The sequence below is a fragment of the Thalassobacillus sp. B23F22_16 genome (assembly GCF_043496955.1).
Lineage (GTDB): Bacteria > Bacillota > Bacilli > Bacillales > Halobacillaceae > Thalassobacillus > Thalassobacillus devorans_A.
Genome location: NZ_JBIEKD010000011.1, coordinates 14,188 through 30,085 on the forward strand (window position 1 = coordinate 14,188; position 15,898 = coordinate 30,085).

Sequence of the window (15,898 nt, forward strand, 5' to 3'; positions counted from 1 at the left end):
AGGCCTGTTTTTTTATAGGGCTCCTTCGGATTTGAGTTCTTTGTATTCTTCGTCTGTAAAAGCACGGGAGCGGCTGAGGAACCTTTTACCCTCGACACCTTCCAGGGAAAACATGCCGCCGCGTCCGTCGACGACGTCGATGATCAGCTGCGTATGTTTCCAATATTCATACTGCTGTTTGTTGATATAAAATGGCGTGTCGCCGATTTTACCCAGCAGTACATCCTGACTCCCAATAATCAAGTCACCCTCCGGATAGCACATCGGGGAGCTGCCGTCACAGCAGCCGCCAGACTGGTGAAACATGAGGGGACCGTGTTTCTCCTTCAATTTCTCGATCAGCTGGAGAGCGGAATCTGTTGCAGTTACGCGCTCAACCATCGTAGTCACGCTCCTTTTCAAACTTGCCTGATTTTAGAAAAATCCAAGTTTCTGCGGGCTATAGCTGACCAGCAAGTTCTTTGTTTGTTGATAATGAGACAGCATCATCTTATGGTTTTCGCGTCCGACACCAGACATCTTGTAACCGCCGAATGCCGCATGTGCTGGATAGGCATGGTAGCAGTTTGTCCACACGCGTCCAGCCTCGATACCACGGCCGAAACGGTAGGCAGTATTGATATCTCTGGACCATACGCCTGCTCCCAGACCATAAAGCGTATCGTTGGCAATCTCCATCGCTTCCTCAGGGTCTTTGAACGTAGTAACTGACAGGACCGGTCCGAAAATTTCCTCCTGGAAAACCCGCATTTTATTATTTCCTTTAAATACGGTCGGCTGAATGTAATACCCCTCAGACAGATTTCCTTCAAGCTTATTACGCTCGCCTCCAATCAGGCATTCAGCACCTTCTTCTTTACCAATTTGAAGATAAGATTGAATTTTTTCCATTTGTTCGGATGAAGCCTGGGCTCCCATTGCCACTTCCGGGTCCAGCGGGTTGCCGATTTTGATTTGCTTGACGCGTTCGAGCGCACGCTCCATAAACTCATCATAGATGGATTCCTGAATCAAGGCACGGGAAGGGCAGGTACAGACTTCGCCCTGGTTAAGAGCGAACATGACAAGACCTTCAATGGCTTTATCAAAGAAATCATCATCTTTTTGCATAATATCCTCGAAGAAAATGTTCGGTGATTTTCCTCCAAGTTCAAGCGTAACAGGAATGATGTTTTGCGACGCATATTGCATAATCATACGTCCTGTAGTCGTTTCTCCTGTAAATGCTACTTTATTGATGCGTGGGTTGGAGGCGAGTGGCTTACCAGCTTCCAGACCAAAACCGTTTACGATATTGACAACACCAGGCGGAAGCAGGTCTTCAATCATTTCAAAGAAATAAAGGATAGACACTGGTGTTTGCTCTGCCGGTTTAAGGACAACGGCATTACCGGCTGCCAGAGCAGGGGCAAGCTTCCACGTTGCCATCAGTAATGGGAAGTTCCAAGGAATGATTTGTCCTACTACACCGAGAGGCTCATTGAAATGATAAGCAACAGTGTCTCCGTCAATTTCACCAATCGTTCCTTCCTGAGAACGAATGACAGAAGCAAAATAACGGAAATGATCCACGGCAAGCGGTATATCGGCATTCAAGGTTTCACGTACTGCTTTACCATTTTCCCATGTTTCCGCTACCGCAAGCTTTTCTAGGTTTTCTTCCATGCGATCCGCAATGCGGTTCAAAATAAGGGAGCGTTCGGTTACTGAGGTCTTACCCCAGGATTCCTTGGCTTCATGAGCGGCATCCAGTGCAAGCTCTACATCTTCTTCTGTCGATCTTGCTACTTCGCAAAATGATTTGCCGGTCACCGGTGTGACATTTTCGAAGTATTGCCCCTTAACCGGAGGCGTCCATTTTCCACCTATGTAGTTATCATACTTCTTTTTAAATTCAACTATGGATCCGTCTGTGTTCGGAAATGCATAAACCATTTTGATTCCTCCATTTCACTTTTCTATATTTGCAACCGCTTACAAAATAAAACACTAGTTTTGTCACTTAGTGTAAAACGAGATTACCATTTTATCAGAATATTGTCAATTATTTGTATTGGCTGTTAAAACTATAGGCAGTAATAAAGCCCTCCAAATTCTGGAGGGCTCCGGGGGAGATATCTTTGAACTATTCTGTAATACCTACCTGGTTCAATCCGTCTGCTGTAGCAAGAGCTTCTTCACTGGATTCACCGTATAGGTCAACTGCAGATTGGATCAAAGCCTCTCTGGCCTGACTGAAGTTAGTATCCGGTGTGAAGTAGACAGTCAACGCCCGATAATAGATTTGTCCGAGTTTTTCCTTCCCGATCTGCTCGCCTGTAAGGTATGCGGCATGGTTGATGATCGAGGAGTTGATATGAACGCCGCCATTATCAAGATTCAGCGGAAGGTCATAATATTCATCCATATGAGAAGGATACATGCCGCTGCCATCACCATATGGGGCGTAAGTTGCTCCCACTGGATATTTGCTTGGATCACTTAAGCTGCGGAGAGAGGTTCTGCCAGATTCCTTGGCGGCATCAGCCATGATATCCTCACCGACTTCCCAATCGTCTTCATCGACAAGTGCTCCAAAAATATCTGCGAAAGCTTCATTCAAGGCTCCAGACTGGTTGCGGTATTTAAGACCGCCAGAGTGAGTGATGACCCCATGTGTCATTTCATGGGCAGCCACATCAAGGCCGGCTGACAGTGGAATAAAAAATTCACCGTCACCATCGCCATAAGTCATCTCACGTCCATTCCAGAAGGCGTTATTATAATTTTCACCAAAATGGACCTTGGATACGATTGCCATGCCTTCTCCATCAATCGAATTACGGTCATGTTCTTCCAAGTAGTATTCATATACTTTTTCAGAATTATAGTGGGCATCAACAGCAGGACGGTCGTAGTCATCCTTCCAGGCACTGCCTATTTTTGAATGCACTTCACCAGTGCCTCCCCACTCGTTTGCCAGGTCATAGGTATGGATGCCATCTAAGTTATTATGAGAGTAATCACTAAGGTAAAACTTCGTACCTTCTCTATTCTTTTCATTTTTATGAGAGACGTGTAGTTTGCGGTGATCATCGAGGACCCCCAAACCTGATCCCTCAGCTGGCAGGAAACCATCGGCATGCATCAAGGCATTGTATTGGTCGATTACTTCATTAGTCTGTGCATCCACATATACAAACCAATTCCCGGGTTTTTCACCCAAAAAATTGACATTCACTTTATAGGCGAGATAGCTATCCCCTTCGAATGGATAGACGACCAGCTCACTTGTTGGCTGATATTCCAGCTTTTCAGGGGCTTTCACCGCTTGTTTAGCAGCAGCTAACGCTTGAGATTGTGTGATAGAAGGATCGGTATTCATTTCAGCCTTATCTACAACCGTATTGAACTCACCGTTTACAGCAGTTACGCTATTATTTTCGTTGAAGTGGACAATCACTTCACTCCCTTCTACAGGGATGCCATTTTTGCTCTGCTGCATTCGGACATGTGTCATACCCAGTTCATCTTTTTCGGTCTTTTTTTCCAACAAGCTGGCTTTCGGGTTTTTGATTTTATATTTATTTGTATTCTTTTCTAAATGATCAAGTGCTGCAGCTGCATTGCTGGCGTGCTTCTTTTCTGCCTGTCTTTCAATAACAAACAGAGGCTTGTTTCCGTTATCAAGGCCATGTTTTTGTGCGATAGCCTCTGTTGAAACATTGGTATGTACAGCTTCGGCAGGGAGTGGGGCAAACGTTCCGGCAAGCATGGTCGTCGATAACACGAGCGCTGGTAATAAACGTTTTTTCTTCAAAAAAATTCCTCCTCTAATGGTTTGATACCCATTATAAAAGAAAGGAGGCAGAAAAGTCAGAATATTATGCACTATATTTGCGGGATAATAGTCCTGTTTCTATTAATCTATTAACCGAAACATAATTCTTGATAATTACATCGGGCACATTTGCGATCTTCCTGGTATTTCGGAAACTGATCGATGGGTAAGGGCTCGTTTTTTTCTACATCGGCAAGATAACGGGACATTTCCTGGATACTCATCCCGAACAGGTTCTGTACATTGATTAAATCCGTTGCATTCAAGGCATGTTCTTTATGGTAGCCTTCCAGCAAATATTCATTTCGTATTATGATTTTATCTAAAGAATCTATCTGGTACCTTTGCTTCAGGTAAAGGGCATATAAAGCCAGCTGATTGCGGTCTTCTGCTGATGCTTTACCTGTTTTCCAATCGACGATCACCCATTTATCCTGGTTAATGTCACGGTAGACAAGGTCCATAACGATATAGATTTTCACATCACCAATCATCATATAACGAAAGTCCTCAGAGGCGACAAATCGAATATTTTCCGGTGTTTGGATATCCTGAAACGTTTGGCTCTTGAGAAAGTTATCCATCGCTGTGCTCAGACGTGTCTGGATTTTAGCCGTTTTGTTGGGGGGCAGCTTATCCTGCTGGCTATAGTAGATTTCATGAAGCATCGTATAATGCTTCGGCTTGTCATGCCAAAGATGCTCCCGTCGAGTCGAGTCAATGAATCCCTGATTCAATTGCTGCCTGATCCGGTCAATCAGCTTTTGCTCGGATGGTATTTTCCTTGTGTTTAAGAAATGCTGGATAACTTGATAGATCGTATCGTGGACAATACTTCCGAACAGCATTTCCAGATTGGTCAGCTTCTTTAGACGGTAGGTATGACGTGCGAGGGAATCTGCATCACGAAGCCATCCGTTATGAGAAACGTAATAGTCGTAACCATATTTTCTCGGACATTCCATCAGTGTTTTGTGACGGGAAATCGACCAAGATAATTCCGGATGGGGTTTGACTTCAAACATACAATCACTCCGAATATGTAATGAGAGGGGCACAAAAGGCCCCTCTTTAGCGCATCAACTGCATGATGACAATATATACTCCTGCCAGGAGCATTCCGATGGTACCTGGTCATATCGGTGGGAACTTCGGCTTGCCGCCGTTATTCCCATTCTGACCATCATCGGATTTAGAAATTTGTCAGGAGCCCTGGTAACAATGTTTCTTGTCTTCTTTGCTCAAGAAAAACCCCTCCTCGTTATATACCTATAATGGTATATCGGGGGAGGAGGGTTGTCAATTTGTATAGGGCGTACCCTTGTTTAACAATGGTTGTCGTAAGCGTTGGTCAGGTTATCTACGATCTCTTCCACTTCAAAGTCTTCAATATCTTCACGTGGAATGAAGTGAACGACCTTGCCATCTTTCAGCAGTGCCATGGATGGAGAAGAAGGCTCTAACCCTTCAAAGTGTTCACGCATACGAGCTGTTGCTTCACGATCCTGTCCTGCAAAGACAGTAGCCAGGTGTTCTGGTGTTTTTTCGTAAGCCAGGGATTCACGGGCTGCCGGGCGGGCAAGTCCTGCTGCACATCCGCATACAGAGTTAACGACCACGAGTGCTGTGCCTTTGGTATTCGCTATGAATTCGTCTACTTCCTCAGGCGTGGTTAATTCTTTAAAACCAGCATTCGTCAATTCATCGCGCATGGGCTGCGCCATTTGTTTCATATATTCTTCATAAGCATTCATGTTAAATCCTCCTCTAATTAATTAATGTAGTTACACGATAAGGGAACACTTCAGCAAAAAAATCAATTGTTTTTCCGGGCCTGGGTCATTTGGTGCCAGACGGAGCCTTTGGCTTCTTCGCCGCCTTTAATACGCTGCAGTGCCATTTTCGCCTGCATCCTTACTTCAAATTCCGGATCGTCAATAGCTTCTTCCAACTTAGTGATTGCTGTTTCGTCCCCGATTTCATATAAAAACATCGCCGCCCGCCACCGGACAAGTTTATTCGGATCAGAAAGGGAAGCGATCATTTCCGGCATGGCGTCTTTGAAACCTAAATCGGATAAACAGTCCCCGGCTGTTCTCCGGACGGTGACTGACTTGTCCTTCAACGCCTGGTATAGATAAGGGAGGACTTCCGGTTCTTCAATCATACCAAGGTAGGCGGTTGCCAGCCGGCGAATCGACCCTTTTTCATCATGCAGAGCTTTTTCCAGGACCGGCAAATCTTTAAAAGCAGGGTTCATACGGTCAAGTGCTGCATAACGTACTTTCCAATCGGAATCGTCAAGGCTTGCCAGAATATCCTCCTGGGTGGCCTTGCGAGGTTCAACGGGTTCTTCTGCTCCTTCTTCAAATGCTCGCTCAACCAGTGCCTCCAGTCGTTGTTCATCGTAGCTTGCAGCCAGTTCCTCGGCGACTTCCCGGCCAATTTCTTCCATATCGCCATAACGAGGATTCTGTTCGACCCACTTCCGTTCCATGACCATATTGGGAGAAGCGGGGGATGCTTTCATAGCTGCATTCATAAACATCTCCGGCAGCCCGACCCGCTTTTCTTCACTACCGTCATCAAGCTTAATCTGCATAGGGATGCCTCGGAACATTTGCACGAACACTTTCACTTCTCCGAAAGCATCTTCTGCTTGAGCAGGCTGCTGCTGCGTGTTTTCCTGATCACGATTTTCCTCTTTTGTTCCAAGCGCTTCCCTCACTTCAGGGAGGACATTTTCCCAGGAAGCGCGTGGGTTACGATCGAGTGCGATAAAATCCATGACATGGTAGAGACTTTTCACGCCATCGATAGCAAGGAGGTCTTTTATATGCTGGGGAGCCTGTTCCAGGTTATCCCCTTGTTTGTAATTATAGGTATCACCTGCTGGAAGCTCTTCATCCAGATTGATTTTCATTGAATTGGGACTCGGCGTCGGTTCAATCGACACGATTTTCATATGGTGGTCCCCCTTTTTCCTTTATTCTACTGATGATTTTAACAGAGATTGGCGCTGCTATCCATTCCCGCAGCCTGCAGCATCCCGATTGGTTTATTACAGGAGTCGTAGTATGATGATGAAAAAAAGAGAGAAGAAAGGATTTTCGCTATGACTATTGCCCGGACATTGACGATTGCAGGGTCAGCTGCACAAGGGAGTGCCGGTATCCAGGCAGACTTGAAGACTTTCCAGGAGCGGGAAGTATATGGCATGAGTGCCATCACTGCTATCGTTGCTAATAATGCTAAGACGGAACAGGGAATTTTCACCCAACCGCTTGAGGCGATTGAAGCACAGCTATACGCAGCATTTGAACATGTCGGGGTCGATGCTTTGAAAACCGGCATGCTGTTCACGCAAGAAATCATTGAACATGTATCTACTATAGTAACAAAAGAAAGGACAGGCCATATTGTCGTGGATCCGGTCATGATCGGTAAAATGGGGTCACAGTTATTGAGAGATGACGCGATTGTGACGATGAAAGAACGACTTTTCCCCCTTGCCGATATTATCACTCCTAACACAATGGAAGCGGCTAAGCTCTTAGAATGGAAGACGATTGATAATATCGAAGCGATGTACCAGGCAGCTAAAGAACTCCATCAGCTGGGCCCTCGTTATGTACTAGTCAAAGGCGGTGCCCTCGCTGACTACCCGGCAGTTGATATCTTATATGACGGGAACCATTTCAAAGAATTTCGTTCGGAACGGATCAATACGATTCATACAAGCGGGGCCGGCTGCACTTATGCCGCCGCAATCACAGCCGAATTGGCCAAGGGTGAGGAGATGGAAGCGGCAGTAACCTTGGCAAAGTCGTTTGTAACCGAGGCGATTCGCCATGCATTGTCATTCGAACGAGGAATCGGCTCCACCAATCATGCCGCCTGGCGTAACAAAAAATTATAAAAGTAATAAGCGCGCAGAACCCTGTCACTGCGCGCTTTTTTTATTCCTTCAAAAACTTTTTAAAAAAATTCACGAATAACGGTTGAATTAATATACTTAATAATGCATAATAATTCATATCTTATAAGAACGAGGAAAACAACAGCAAAGGGGAGCTGACTATAATGGAAAAACAAAAAGTAGTATTAGCGTATTCAGGTGGATTAGATACTTCGGTAGCGGTGAAATGGCTGCAGGATAAATACAACTATGACGTAATCGCTGTCGGTTTAGATATCGGAGAAGGGAAAGACCTTGATTTTGTAAAAGAAAAAGCGTTGAACGTTGGAGCGTTAAAATCTTATACCGTAGATGCAAAGGCATTGTTTGCAGAGGATTACCTGCTTCCAGCCTTGAAGGCAAATGTTATGTACGAAGGACAGTATCCGCTTGTATCTGCGTTATCCCGTCCATTGATCGCTAAAGTACTGGTAGAAATCGCTGAAAAAGAGGGAGCGGTAGCAGTCGCTCACGGTTGTACAGGAAAAGGGAACGACCAGGTCAGATTCGATATCGCGATTACAGCGTTGAATCCAGAACTGGAAATCGTAGCACCAGTAAGAGAATGGGCGATGTCAAGAGATGAAGAGATCGCTTATGCGAAAGAGCATGGCATTCCGGTACCCGTCGATGTCGATAACCCTTACAGTATCGACCAGAACATGTGGGGAAGAAGTAACGAATGCGGCGTACTCGAAGACCCTTGGGCACAGCCGCCGGAAGAAGCTTATGATCTGACGACTTCACCGGAAAACGCACCAGATGAAGCGGAAGAATTGGAGATCACTTTTGTGAAAGGGATGCCTGTCGCTATCAATGACGAGACCCTTCCATTGGAAGATTTGATTTTGAAGCTGAATAACATCGCAGGGAAGCATGGCGTCGGACGTATCGACCACGTCGAGAATCGTCTTGTAGGTATCAAATCAAGAGAAATCTATGAAACTCCTGCTGCAACAACGTTGATCACCTCTCACCAGGCATTGGAATCCTTGACACTGCCTCGTGAAGTGGCTCAGTTCAAGCCGATCGTGGAACAAAAATTCGCTCAAATGGTATATGAAGGCCTATGGTATTCGCCATTGATGGATGGATTAAAAGCATTCATCGAAGAAACACAAACACATGTCTCCGGTGTCGTGAAGGTTAAATTGTATAAGGGGCAGGCGCAGGTAATTGGACGTAAATCTGATTTCTCCCTTTATGACTTCAACCTGGCGACTTATAACCCGGATGATGCCTTTGACCATGAAGCAGCACTTGGGTTCATCAAGCTATGGGGACTGCCGACGAAAGTCCATGCATCTGTCACCCAGGGTGAAAAAATTACAGGCAGCTCTTTAGATAAAGTCAAATTAGACCTGAAAGAGGCGGTTAAGTCGTGACTAAATTATGGGGAGGTCGTTTCACGAAAGCGACCAATCAACTCGTAGAAGAATATACAGCATCGATCAACTTTGACCGAAAGCTTGCCCGTTACGACATCATCGGCAGCATGGCTCATGTAGATATGCTCGCTTCCTGTGGGATTCTTACCCACCAGGAAGCGGCTATCATCATTGAAGGCCTGAATAAAGTCGATTATAAAATCGAGTGCGGCAAAGTGGAGCTGGATGTCGGTCATGAAGACATTCACATGAACGTCGAGCAGCTGTTGAGCAAGGAAATCGGGCCGCTCAGTGGAAAGCTTCATACCGGAAGAAGCCGTAACGATCAAGTTGCTCTTGATATGCGTCTCTACCTGCGTGAGGTAGTCGTCGATATGGTGGAGCAGCTTGTGCAATTGCAGCAAGCCTTGCTTACCCAGGCGAAAACCAATCTGGATACGATCCTTCCAGGATATACCCACTTGCAGCGGGCACAGCCTGTTTCGTTCGCTCACCATATGATGGCGTATGTCTTCATGTTCCAGCGTGACGTTGAACGTTTGCAGGACAGCTTTAAGCGGATCAACCAGATGCCACTTGGTGCTGGAGCCCTGGCAGGCACGACCTTCCCGATTGACCGTCAGCAGGTAGCCGACAAGCTGCAGTTCGACGGTCTATGTGAAAACAGTCTGGATGCCGTCAGTGACAGGGATTTTGTCATTGAATTTTTGGCGAATACATCGATGATTTCTATGCATTTGTCCCGGCTTTCGGAGGAGCTTGTCCAATGGTCAAGCACGGAATTCAACTTCATCGAGCTGGATGACGCATTTTGTACCGGTAGCAGTATGATGCCGCAAAAGAAAAATCCCGATGTACCGGAACTGGTCCGCGGGAAAACCGGACGGGTCTATGGCAACCTGATCGGTATGCTGACGACATTGAAGTCACTGCCGCTCGCTTACAACAAAGATATGCAGGAAGATAAAGAGGGGATGTTTGATACAGCTGAAACCTTGAAAGGGGCGTTAGCGTTGTTTGCTCCCATGATTGAAACGATGCATGTCAACAAAGAGGCGATGTACAAAGCAGTAGCGGAAGATTATTCCAATGCAACCGACCTTGCCGATTACCTGGTAGGGAAGAATGTACCGTTTCGTGAAGCTCATGCTGTAGTCGGCCAGGTAGTGCTGCATTGCATCAATAAAGGCTGTTATCTTCTCGACCTGTCATTGGAGGAGTTCCATCAATTCTCTGACGCTATTGAAGAAGATATCTATGAAGCTTTGACACCGGAGTCGGTAGTGGCAGCACGAAATGTGCCTGGAGGGCCGGCGAAGAACCGGGTACAGGAACAGTTTCTCAGTGCCGAACAGTCGATTACAGCCAGCTTAACCTGGGTACAGTCACTGCAATCTGCCGTTAAACTGGATGGCTGACTGTGAAAGGATGTCCGGTACCCATTGGAAGTTGGATTGTCTCTCTTATTGATAAGTGAGTGCATAAATAAATTTTTTATCTCATAAATTTTCAAATATGTCTCACAAAATTTCGATTTTGTCTCATAAAATTTCAAAAGTGTCTCAGAAGCGTTCATTTTAGCTCATATAACATGGAGTTGTCTCTCTTACAAGAAAAAACCGCCCTGGCCGGCAGCATACGGCAGGGCGGTTTTTTTCTTGATAGCTATTTCCAGCATAAAGAAAGGCTGCCCTGAGGGGGCAGCCTTATTATTAGCAATTATTCTTCATCCAGGAATACTTTTTCCAGGTCATCGACCATTTCATTGGCAGCGAGATATCCTCCTGCTGTATTCCAGATAGCATCACTTACCTCATGAACATCTCCTGACTTCACAACTTCAAGATTTTTGAATAGCGGGTCGTTCAGCCACTCTTGCTGCATTTCTTCGGCTGCGCCATCACCTGTTTCGTATGCAAAATGGAACAGGACATCGCCCTCCATTGCTGGAATCCGCTCTTTTGTTGCTTTTTCCATGAAGTCTTCTGCTTGCTGGGATTCCGGCCGGTTAAAGCCGATTTGATCCAAGATGACACCGGAGAAGGAGTCTTTATGGTAAATACGGACATGATCCGGCATGAAGCGCACCACGGATACTTCCTGATCCAGTTTGTCACCTGCCTGATCTGCGAAGTCTTCCAATCGCTGATCGTATTCCTCAATCAACTGCTTACCTTCTTCTTCCTTATTCAACGCTTTGGAATAAGTCATAAAGTTTTCCTGCCATTCACCGCGCAGGGTTTCCGCAAAAACGGTCGGAGCGATTTCACTCAATTTATCGTAAATATCTTCCTGGCGCATTTTGTTACCGATAATCAGGTCAGGCTGCAATTCCAGGATTTTTTCTATGTTTACATTTGACTCATCACCGACTACTTCGACGCCTTCCATCTGGTCGCTGATATGGTCATACCAAGGATCACCCAGCCATGATTTCACAGCACCTACCGGCTGGACACCAAGTGCCAATAAAGCTTCCGTACCTTCGTTTGTAAGTATAACGACACGTTCTGGCTTCTCTTCGATTGTAGTTTCACCCATCGCATGTTCAATGGTATAAGGTTCGAAGTCCTCCGAACTGCTGCTGTCCTCATTATTTTGCTCTTGCTCATCGGAAGTATCTTCACTGGATGATCCTCCGCAAGCTGCTAAAACAAGGGATAATACCAACATTAAAATAAATGCGGGTAAGTATTTTTTACTCATAACTCCCACTCCCTAATTGATTATGATTATCATTCACAATTAGTAGCTTATATAAATTTTCCTCTTTAGTCAACTGAAATTTGAAATATTTTGTGACATAAATGAAAATGATTCTCAAAATCATTGACAGTATGTCATAGGTCAAATAGACTTGATAATGTAGAGAATTTACTAGTTTCTGTATAACGAGAGGATAAAAATTATGGGGTTGAGGACAGCCGGGGCGAAATGGTCAGGTATTCTTGCCGGATTGTTGCTGCTGATTGTATTTCTTTGCTGCAGTATCGTGTTAGGTTATACCGATGTAACACTAAAAGAAGCATACCAGGCTTTTTTTCATTTTGAACAAACCAATACACATATCATTATAAAAGACGTCCGGCTGCCCAGGGCATTAATTGCCGCCGTAGTAGGGGCGTCCTTAGCAATTGCCGGAGTATTGATGCAGGCACTTACAAGGAACCCGCTTGCATCTCCCGGGATTTTCGGCATCAATGCAGGTGCTTCCTTGTTCGTTGTTCTCGCTGTCTCTTATTTTCAAGCCATTTCTCTCCAGGGAATGACTTGGGTATCCTTTGCTGGGGCAGCAGTGGCTGCTGTTATCGTTTACGTGGTAGGCTCTGTTGGCCGACAAGGGTTAACACCAGTGCGGCTTACATTAGCCGGTGCTGCGATTGCCGCTTTATTTTCATCATTCACCCAGGGGATGCTTGTGTTAAATGAAAAAGCTCTGGATGAAGTGTTGTTCTGGCTTGCCGGATCCGTACAAGGAAGAAGCCTGGAGTATTTATCCTCCGTTTTTCCATATCTGGCAGCTGCATGGATTGGTGCACTGTTCATTTCTCGTCATATTAACATTTTGATTATGGGAGAAGATGTGGCCCAGGGCCTTGGTCAAAAAACCGGCTGGATAAAAGCAGCCGCTGGTATTTTGGTTGTACTGTTAGCGGGTGGAGCGGTTGCCATTGCCGGACCGATCGGGTTCATTGGCATCGTGGTGCCTCATTTCGCGAGATCGATTGTCGGGCAGGATCATCGCTGGGTGATTCCTTACGCAGGTATATTAGGAGCTATCTTATTATTAGCTGCCGATATTGCTGCCAGGTACGTCATTATGCCGGAGGAGGTTCCGGTCGGTGTCATGACTGCCATCATCGGAACACCATTCTTTATCTACATTGCCCGTAAAGGATTGAAAAGCACATGAGCAGATATCGTGTATTTCGTACAAAAAATGATTGGATATCGTTTCTTTTCGATCCCAGGTCGATCATCGTAACCGCGCTGTTATTTATTGTTTTAGCTATATTGTTTTTATTTTCAGCTGCCTTGGGTGAAATTTTTGTCCACCCATTGGATGTCATCAAAGTTTTAATTGGACAGGGAAATGAAATAAATCAAATGGTCGTCAACTCCTTCCGAATGCCAAGAATTTTGACAGCACTTTTCGTAGGGGTTGCCTTATCTGTCAGCGGAGCAATTCTACAAGGAATGATTAGAAACCCGCTCGCTTCTCCGGATATTATCGGCATCACAGGTGGTGCAGGCGTGGCTGTCGTCGCTTTCCTGGCGATTTTCAGCAATGCTGACAATGCTTTGACAGTAAGCCTGCAATGGCTGCCTTTTGCTTCCTTCATCGGAGCAGTGGTGGTCGGATTTATGGTATATATTCTTGCCTATAAAAATGGCATCTCGCCCATGACGCTCGTTCTGATAGGGATTGGAATTTCATTATTAACACAAGCCCTGACGACGATGTTCATGATATTGGGACCGATCTTCCGAGCTTCTCAGGCTAATATATGGCTGACGGGAAGTGTTTATGGATCTAATTGGGCTGAAGTCAAAATTCTGGTCCCTGTCGTCCTTGTTTTGTTCGTATTATCGTTGATGGTAGCACGAAGGATCAATGCGCAAGAGTTAGGGGAGGAAGCCGCGGCAGGCATCGGTGCCCATCTGCAACGGGACCGGTTGGTTTTTCTCACATTATGTACTGCCATGACAGGAGCCGCAGTTGCATTTGCTGGCGGGATTGGTTTCGTCGGTTTGATGGCCCCCCATATTGCCAGGCGTTTAGTGGGATCTTCTTACGGCGCTTTAATACCTGTATCTGCACTAGTCGGTGCCATTGTTGTTTTAGGAGCGGACCTGGTGGGACGCACCATGTTTTCCCCGTTGGAAGTCCCTGCCGGAGTTTTTACGGCAGCGATCGGGGCGCCTTACTTCATCTTTTTGCTATATAAAAGCAAGCGGTCTTAAAAGGAGAGATTGATATGAAAACGCTGATTGCCAATGAATTGTCGCTAAGCTATGGAGAAGATCTTATTATCGATTCACTGGACATTTCCATACCAAAAGGGGAAGTGACGGTATTAATTGGAGGGAATGGCTGCGGGAAGTCCACCTTGCTCCGTTCCTTAGCCAGACTTCTGAAACCGAAATCCGGGCATATTGTACTGGATAATAAAGACATCTCAAAGATGCGCACAAAAGAAGTGGCAAAAAAGATGGCTATCCTGCCGCAAAGCCCCGTTACTCCTGAAGGGCTGACCGTGCTGCAATTGGTGAAGCAGGGGCGCTACCCCTATCAAAGCTGGGCTCGCCAATGGTCGAAGCAGGATGAGGAATCGGTACAGACGGCTTTAGAAGCCACTAACATGCTGGAGTTGAAGGACCGTTCTGTTGATTCTTTATCTGGCGGACAAAGACAGCGGGCATGGATTGCGATGACACTTGCCCAGAATACAGATACGTTGCTGCTCGATGAGCCTACAACCTATTTGGATATGACCCATCAGATCGAAATTCTGGACCTTTTATTTGATTTGAACCAGGAGCATGGACGTACCATTGTGATGGTGCTTCATGATATTAACCTTGCTTGTCGATACGCCGATCATATCGTGGCGTTGAAAGATAAAAAAGTATACGCACAAGGGAAACCAGAAGAAATCGTTACGTGTAAAATGGTGCAGGATGTTTTTGACATGACTTGCGATGTCAGAGAGGATCCATTGTTTGGTACACCAATGTGCATCCCGCATGGAAAAGGACGCTGCCTGATTAAAGCAGCTCAAAAGCAGACCCGTCAAATTTCGTCATAAACAAAAAATGCCCTGGGAGAATGTTTGATTCTCCCAGGGCATTTTTTAATCTTAGCTGCTCATCCAATGGCCGCCATTGATGTGAATGCATTGACCAGTCATATAAGATGAATCATCAGAAGCTAACAGTACATAGCTGCCTACATGTTCGACCGGCTGACCAGGACGATCCATTGGTGTGTTAGTACCGAATACTTCGACTTTGTCTTCATCAAAGCTGGACGGAATCAGTGGTGTCCAGATTGGTCCTGGAGCTACCATGTTGACACGGATACCTTTATCTACCAATACCTGGGCCATTGAACGGGTGAAGCCGACGACAGCCCCTTTTGTAGCGGTGTAGTCGATCAACTCTTTGTTTCCACGGTAGGCATTGATCGAAGTCGTATTAATGATGGCATCTCCTTCTTTCAAGTGAGGGACCGCTGCCCTTGTAAAATGCCAGTAAGAATAAAAGTTGGTCTTGAATGTACGCTCCATCTGCTCGGTCGAGATTTCTTCCAGACTGGCTTGTGGATGCTGTTCGGCAACATTATTGACCAGAATGTTCAGTTTTCCGAATTCATCGAGAGTCTGTTGAATGGCGTCCTTGGCGAATTGCTCTTCGCCGGCATCCCCAGAGATCAAGAGGCACTTAACGCCTTCTTGCTCTACTCGTTCTTTCAGGCTTTTCGCATCTTCATGTTCATCGAGGTAGACAATCGCAAGGTGGGCGCCTTCTTTGGCGTACCCAATCGCTACGGCGCGTCCAATCCCGCTGTCGCCGCCTGTAATCAATGCTACTTTATCCTTCAGCTTACCGCTGCCTTTATAATCATCATCTTCTACAATCGGTTTGGGATCCATTTCTTCACGAAATCCCGGTTGTCTGTCCTGTACCTGTTTTGGTTGTCCTTCGGTTTGACGATCTGTCGGTTTCATG

The 15,898-nt window shown here is 45.8% G+C and carries 14 protein-coding genes; 6 read left to right on the top strand and 8 right to left on the bottom strand.

Translation table 11 applies throughout. The annotated features are described in order from the left end of the window. Positions 1–12: 12 nt before the first annotated feature. From ACGTNI_RS10250 to ACGTNI_RS10275, 6 genes are all read right to left on the bottom strand, one after another. Positions 13–381: a DUF779 domain-containing protein gene (locus tag ACGTNI_RS10250; protein WP_394462106.1), complete on the bottom strand. Its 369-nt coding sequence runs from the start codon at positions 379–381 to the stop codon at positions 13–15. A 33-nt stretch (positions 382–414) separates the two neighbouring features. Next, positions 415–1,935, bottom strand: a complete 1,521-nt coding sequence (exaC, locus tag ACGTNI_RS10255; protein WP_394462108.1) for an acetaldehyde dehydrogenase ExaC — start codon at positions 1,933–1,935, stop codon at positions 415–417. Positions 1,936–2,125: 190 nt separating this feature from the next. Beyond that, on the bottom strand, positions 2,126–3,799 hold the full coding sequence (locus tag ACGTNI_RS10260) for a M4 family metallopeptidase (protein ID WP_394462110.1): 1,674 nt from the start codon (positions 3,797–3,799) through the stop codon (positions 2,126–2,128). Between the two features lie 110 nt (positions 3,800–3,909). Further along, positions 3,910–4,845 (bottom strand): PD-(D/E)XK nuclease family protein, encoded by a 936-nt coding sequence (locus ACGTNI_RS10265; protein WP_394462112.1) that lies wholly within the window; start codon positions 4,843–4,845, stop codon positions 3,910–3,912. Positions 4,846–5,145: 300 nt separating this feature from the next. Continuing rightward, on the bottom strand, positions 5,146–5,574 hold the full coding sequence (locus ACGTNI_RS10270; protein WP_394462114.1) for a BrxA/BrxB family bacilliredoxin: 429 nt from the start codon (positions 5,572–5,574) through the stop codon (positions 5,146–5,148). A 62-nt stretch (positions 5,575–5,636) separates the two neighbouring features. Then, complete coding sequence (locus tag ACGTNI_RS10275; RefSeq protein WP_085506430.1) at positions 5,637–6,785, bottom strand: conserved virulence factor C family protein; 1,149 nt, start codon at positions 6,783–6,785, stop codon at positions 5,637–5,639. 150 nt (positions 6,786–6,935) lie between these two features. On the opposite strand from ACGTNI_RS10275, the gene thiD reads away from it, so the two are divergent. The 3 genes from thiD (at position 6,936) to argH (ending at position 10,584) form a co-directional block, all read left to right on the top strand. Next, the gene (gene thiD / locus ACGTNI_RS10280) at positions 6,936–7,739 is read left to right on the top strand and encodes a bifunctional hydroxymethylpyrimidine kinase/phosphomethylpyrimidine kinase (RefSeq protein WP_394462117.1); all 804 of its coding nucleotides are present in this window, start codon (positions 6,936–6,938) and stop codon (positions 7,737–7,739) included. A gap of 164 nt (positions 7,740–7,903) precedes the next feature. Continuing rightward, a complete protein-coding gene (locus tag ACGTNI_RS10285) occupies positions 7,904–9,163 on the top strand; it encodes an argininosuccinate synthase (protein ID WP_394462119.1) in 1,260 nt (419 codons plus the stop codon). Beyond that, entirely contained in the window at positions 9,160–10,584 is a 1,425-nt protein-coding gene (gene argH, locus ACGTNI_RS10290; RefSeq protein WP_394462121.1) for an argininosuccinate lyase, read from the top strand. The genes ACGTNI_RS10285 and argH overlap by 4 nt, the downstream gene beginning before the upstream one ends. 301 nt (positions 10,585–10,885) lie before the next feature. Here the strand turns inward: argH and ACGTNI_RS10295 are convergent, their stop codons facing one another. Further along, entirely contained in the window at positions 10,886–11,872 is a 987-nt protein-coding gene (locus ACGTNI_RS10295) for an ABC transporter substrate-binding protein (protein ID WP_394462123.1), read from the bottom strand. A 202-nt stretch (positions 11,873–12,074) separates the two neighbouring features. Here ACGTNI_RS10295 and ACGTNI_RS10300 point away from each other — a divergent pair, with 202 nt between their 5' ends. Genes ACGTNI_RS10300 through ACGTNI_RS10310 form a run of 3 tightly spaced genes read left to right on the top strand, consistent with a single transcriptional unit; the run spans position 12,075 to position 14,976 of the window. Continuing rightward, on the top strand, positions 12,075–13,079 hold the full coding sequence (locus ACGTNI_RS10300) for a FecCD family ABC transporter permease (RefSeq protein WP_394462125.1): 1,005 nt from the start codon (positions 12,075–12,077) through the stop codon (positions 13,077–13,079). Beyond that, positions 13,076–14,131, top strand: coding sequence for a FecCD family ABC transporter permease (locus tag ACGTNI_RS10305; protein WP_394462127.1), 1,056 nt, complete (start codon positions 13,076–13,078; stop codon positions 14,129–14,131). Before ACGTNI_RS10300 ends, ACGTNI_RS10305 begins: the two co-directional genes overlap by 4 nt. 14 nt (positions 14,132–14,145) lie before the next feature. Beyond that, positions 14,146–14,976 carry an ABC transporter ATP-binding protein gene (locus tag ACGTNI_RS10310; RefSeq protein WP_085506423.1) on the top strand — a complete coding sequence of 277 codons (831 nt, stop codon included), beginning with the start codon at positions 14,146–14,148 and terminating at the stop codon, positions 14,974–14,976. A 51-nt stretch (positions 14,977–15,027) separates the two neighbouring features. Here ACGTNI_RS10310 and ACGTNI_RS10315 read toward each other — a convergent pair whose 3' ends face one another. Further along, positions 15,028–15,897: an SDR family oxidoreductase gene (locus ACGTNI_RS10315; protein ID WP_085506422.1), complete on the bottom strand. Its 870-nt coding sequence runs from the start codon at positions 15,895–15,897 to the stop codon at positions 15,028–15,030. Position 15,898: the final 1 nt, after the last annotated feature.

Excerpts from the sequence above, each read along its gene's own strand:
- ACGTNI_RS10250 (WP_394462106.1), bottom strand. The coding sequence starts at position 381 with ATGGTTGAGCGCGTAACTGCAACAGATTCCGCTCTCCAGCTGATCGAG.
- exaC (WP_394462108.1), bottom strand. The coding sequence starts at position 1,935 with ATGGTTTATGCATTTCCGAACACAGACGGATCCATAGTTGAATTTAAA.
- ACGTNI_RS10265 (WP_394462112.1), bottom strand. The coding sequence starts at position 4,845 with ATGTTTGAAGTCAAACCCCATCCGGAATTATCTTGGTCGATTTCCCGT.
- ACGTNI_RS10270 (WP_394462114.1), bottom strand. The coding sequence starts at position 5,574 with ATGAATGCTTATGAAGAATATATGAAACAAATGGCGCAGCCCATGCGC.
- ACGTNI_RS10275 (WP_085506430.1), bottom strand. The coding sequence starts at position 6,785 with ATGAAAATCGTGTCGATTGAACCGACGCCGAGTCCCAATTCAATGAAA.
- thiD (WP_394462117.1), top strand. The coding sequence starts at position 6,936 with ATGACTATTGCCCGGACATTGACGATTGCAGGGTCAGCTGCACAAGGG.
- ACGTNI_RS10285 (WP_394462119.1), top strand. The coding sequence starts at position 7,904 with ATGGAAAAACAAAAAGTAGTATTAGCGTATTCAGGTGGATTAGATACT.
- ACGTNI_RS10295 (WP_394462123.1), bottom strand. The coding sequence starts at position 11,872 with ATGAGTAAAAAATACTTACCCGCATTTATTTTAATGTTGGTATTATCC.
- ACGTNI_RS10300 (WP_394462125.1), top strand. The coding sequence starts at position 12,075 with ATGGGGTTGAGGACAGCCGGGGCGAAATGGTCAGGTATTCTTGCCGGA.
- ACGTNI_RS10305 (WP_394462127.1), top strand. The coding sequence starts at position 13,076 with ATGAGCAGATATCGTGTATTTCGTACAAAAAATGATTGGATATCGTTT.
- ACGTNI_RS10310 (WP_085506423.1), top strand. The coding sequence starts at position 14,146 with ATGAAAACGCTGATTGCCAATGAATTGTCGCTAAGCTATGGAGAAGAT.
- ACGTNI_RS10315 (WP_085506422.1), bottom strand. The coding sequence starts at position 15,897 with ATGAAACCGACAGATCGTCAAACCGAAGGACAACCAAAACAGGTACAG.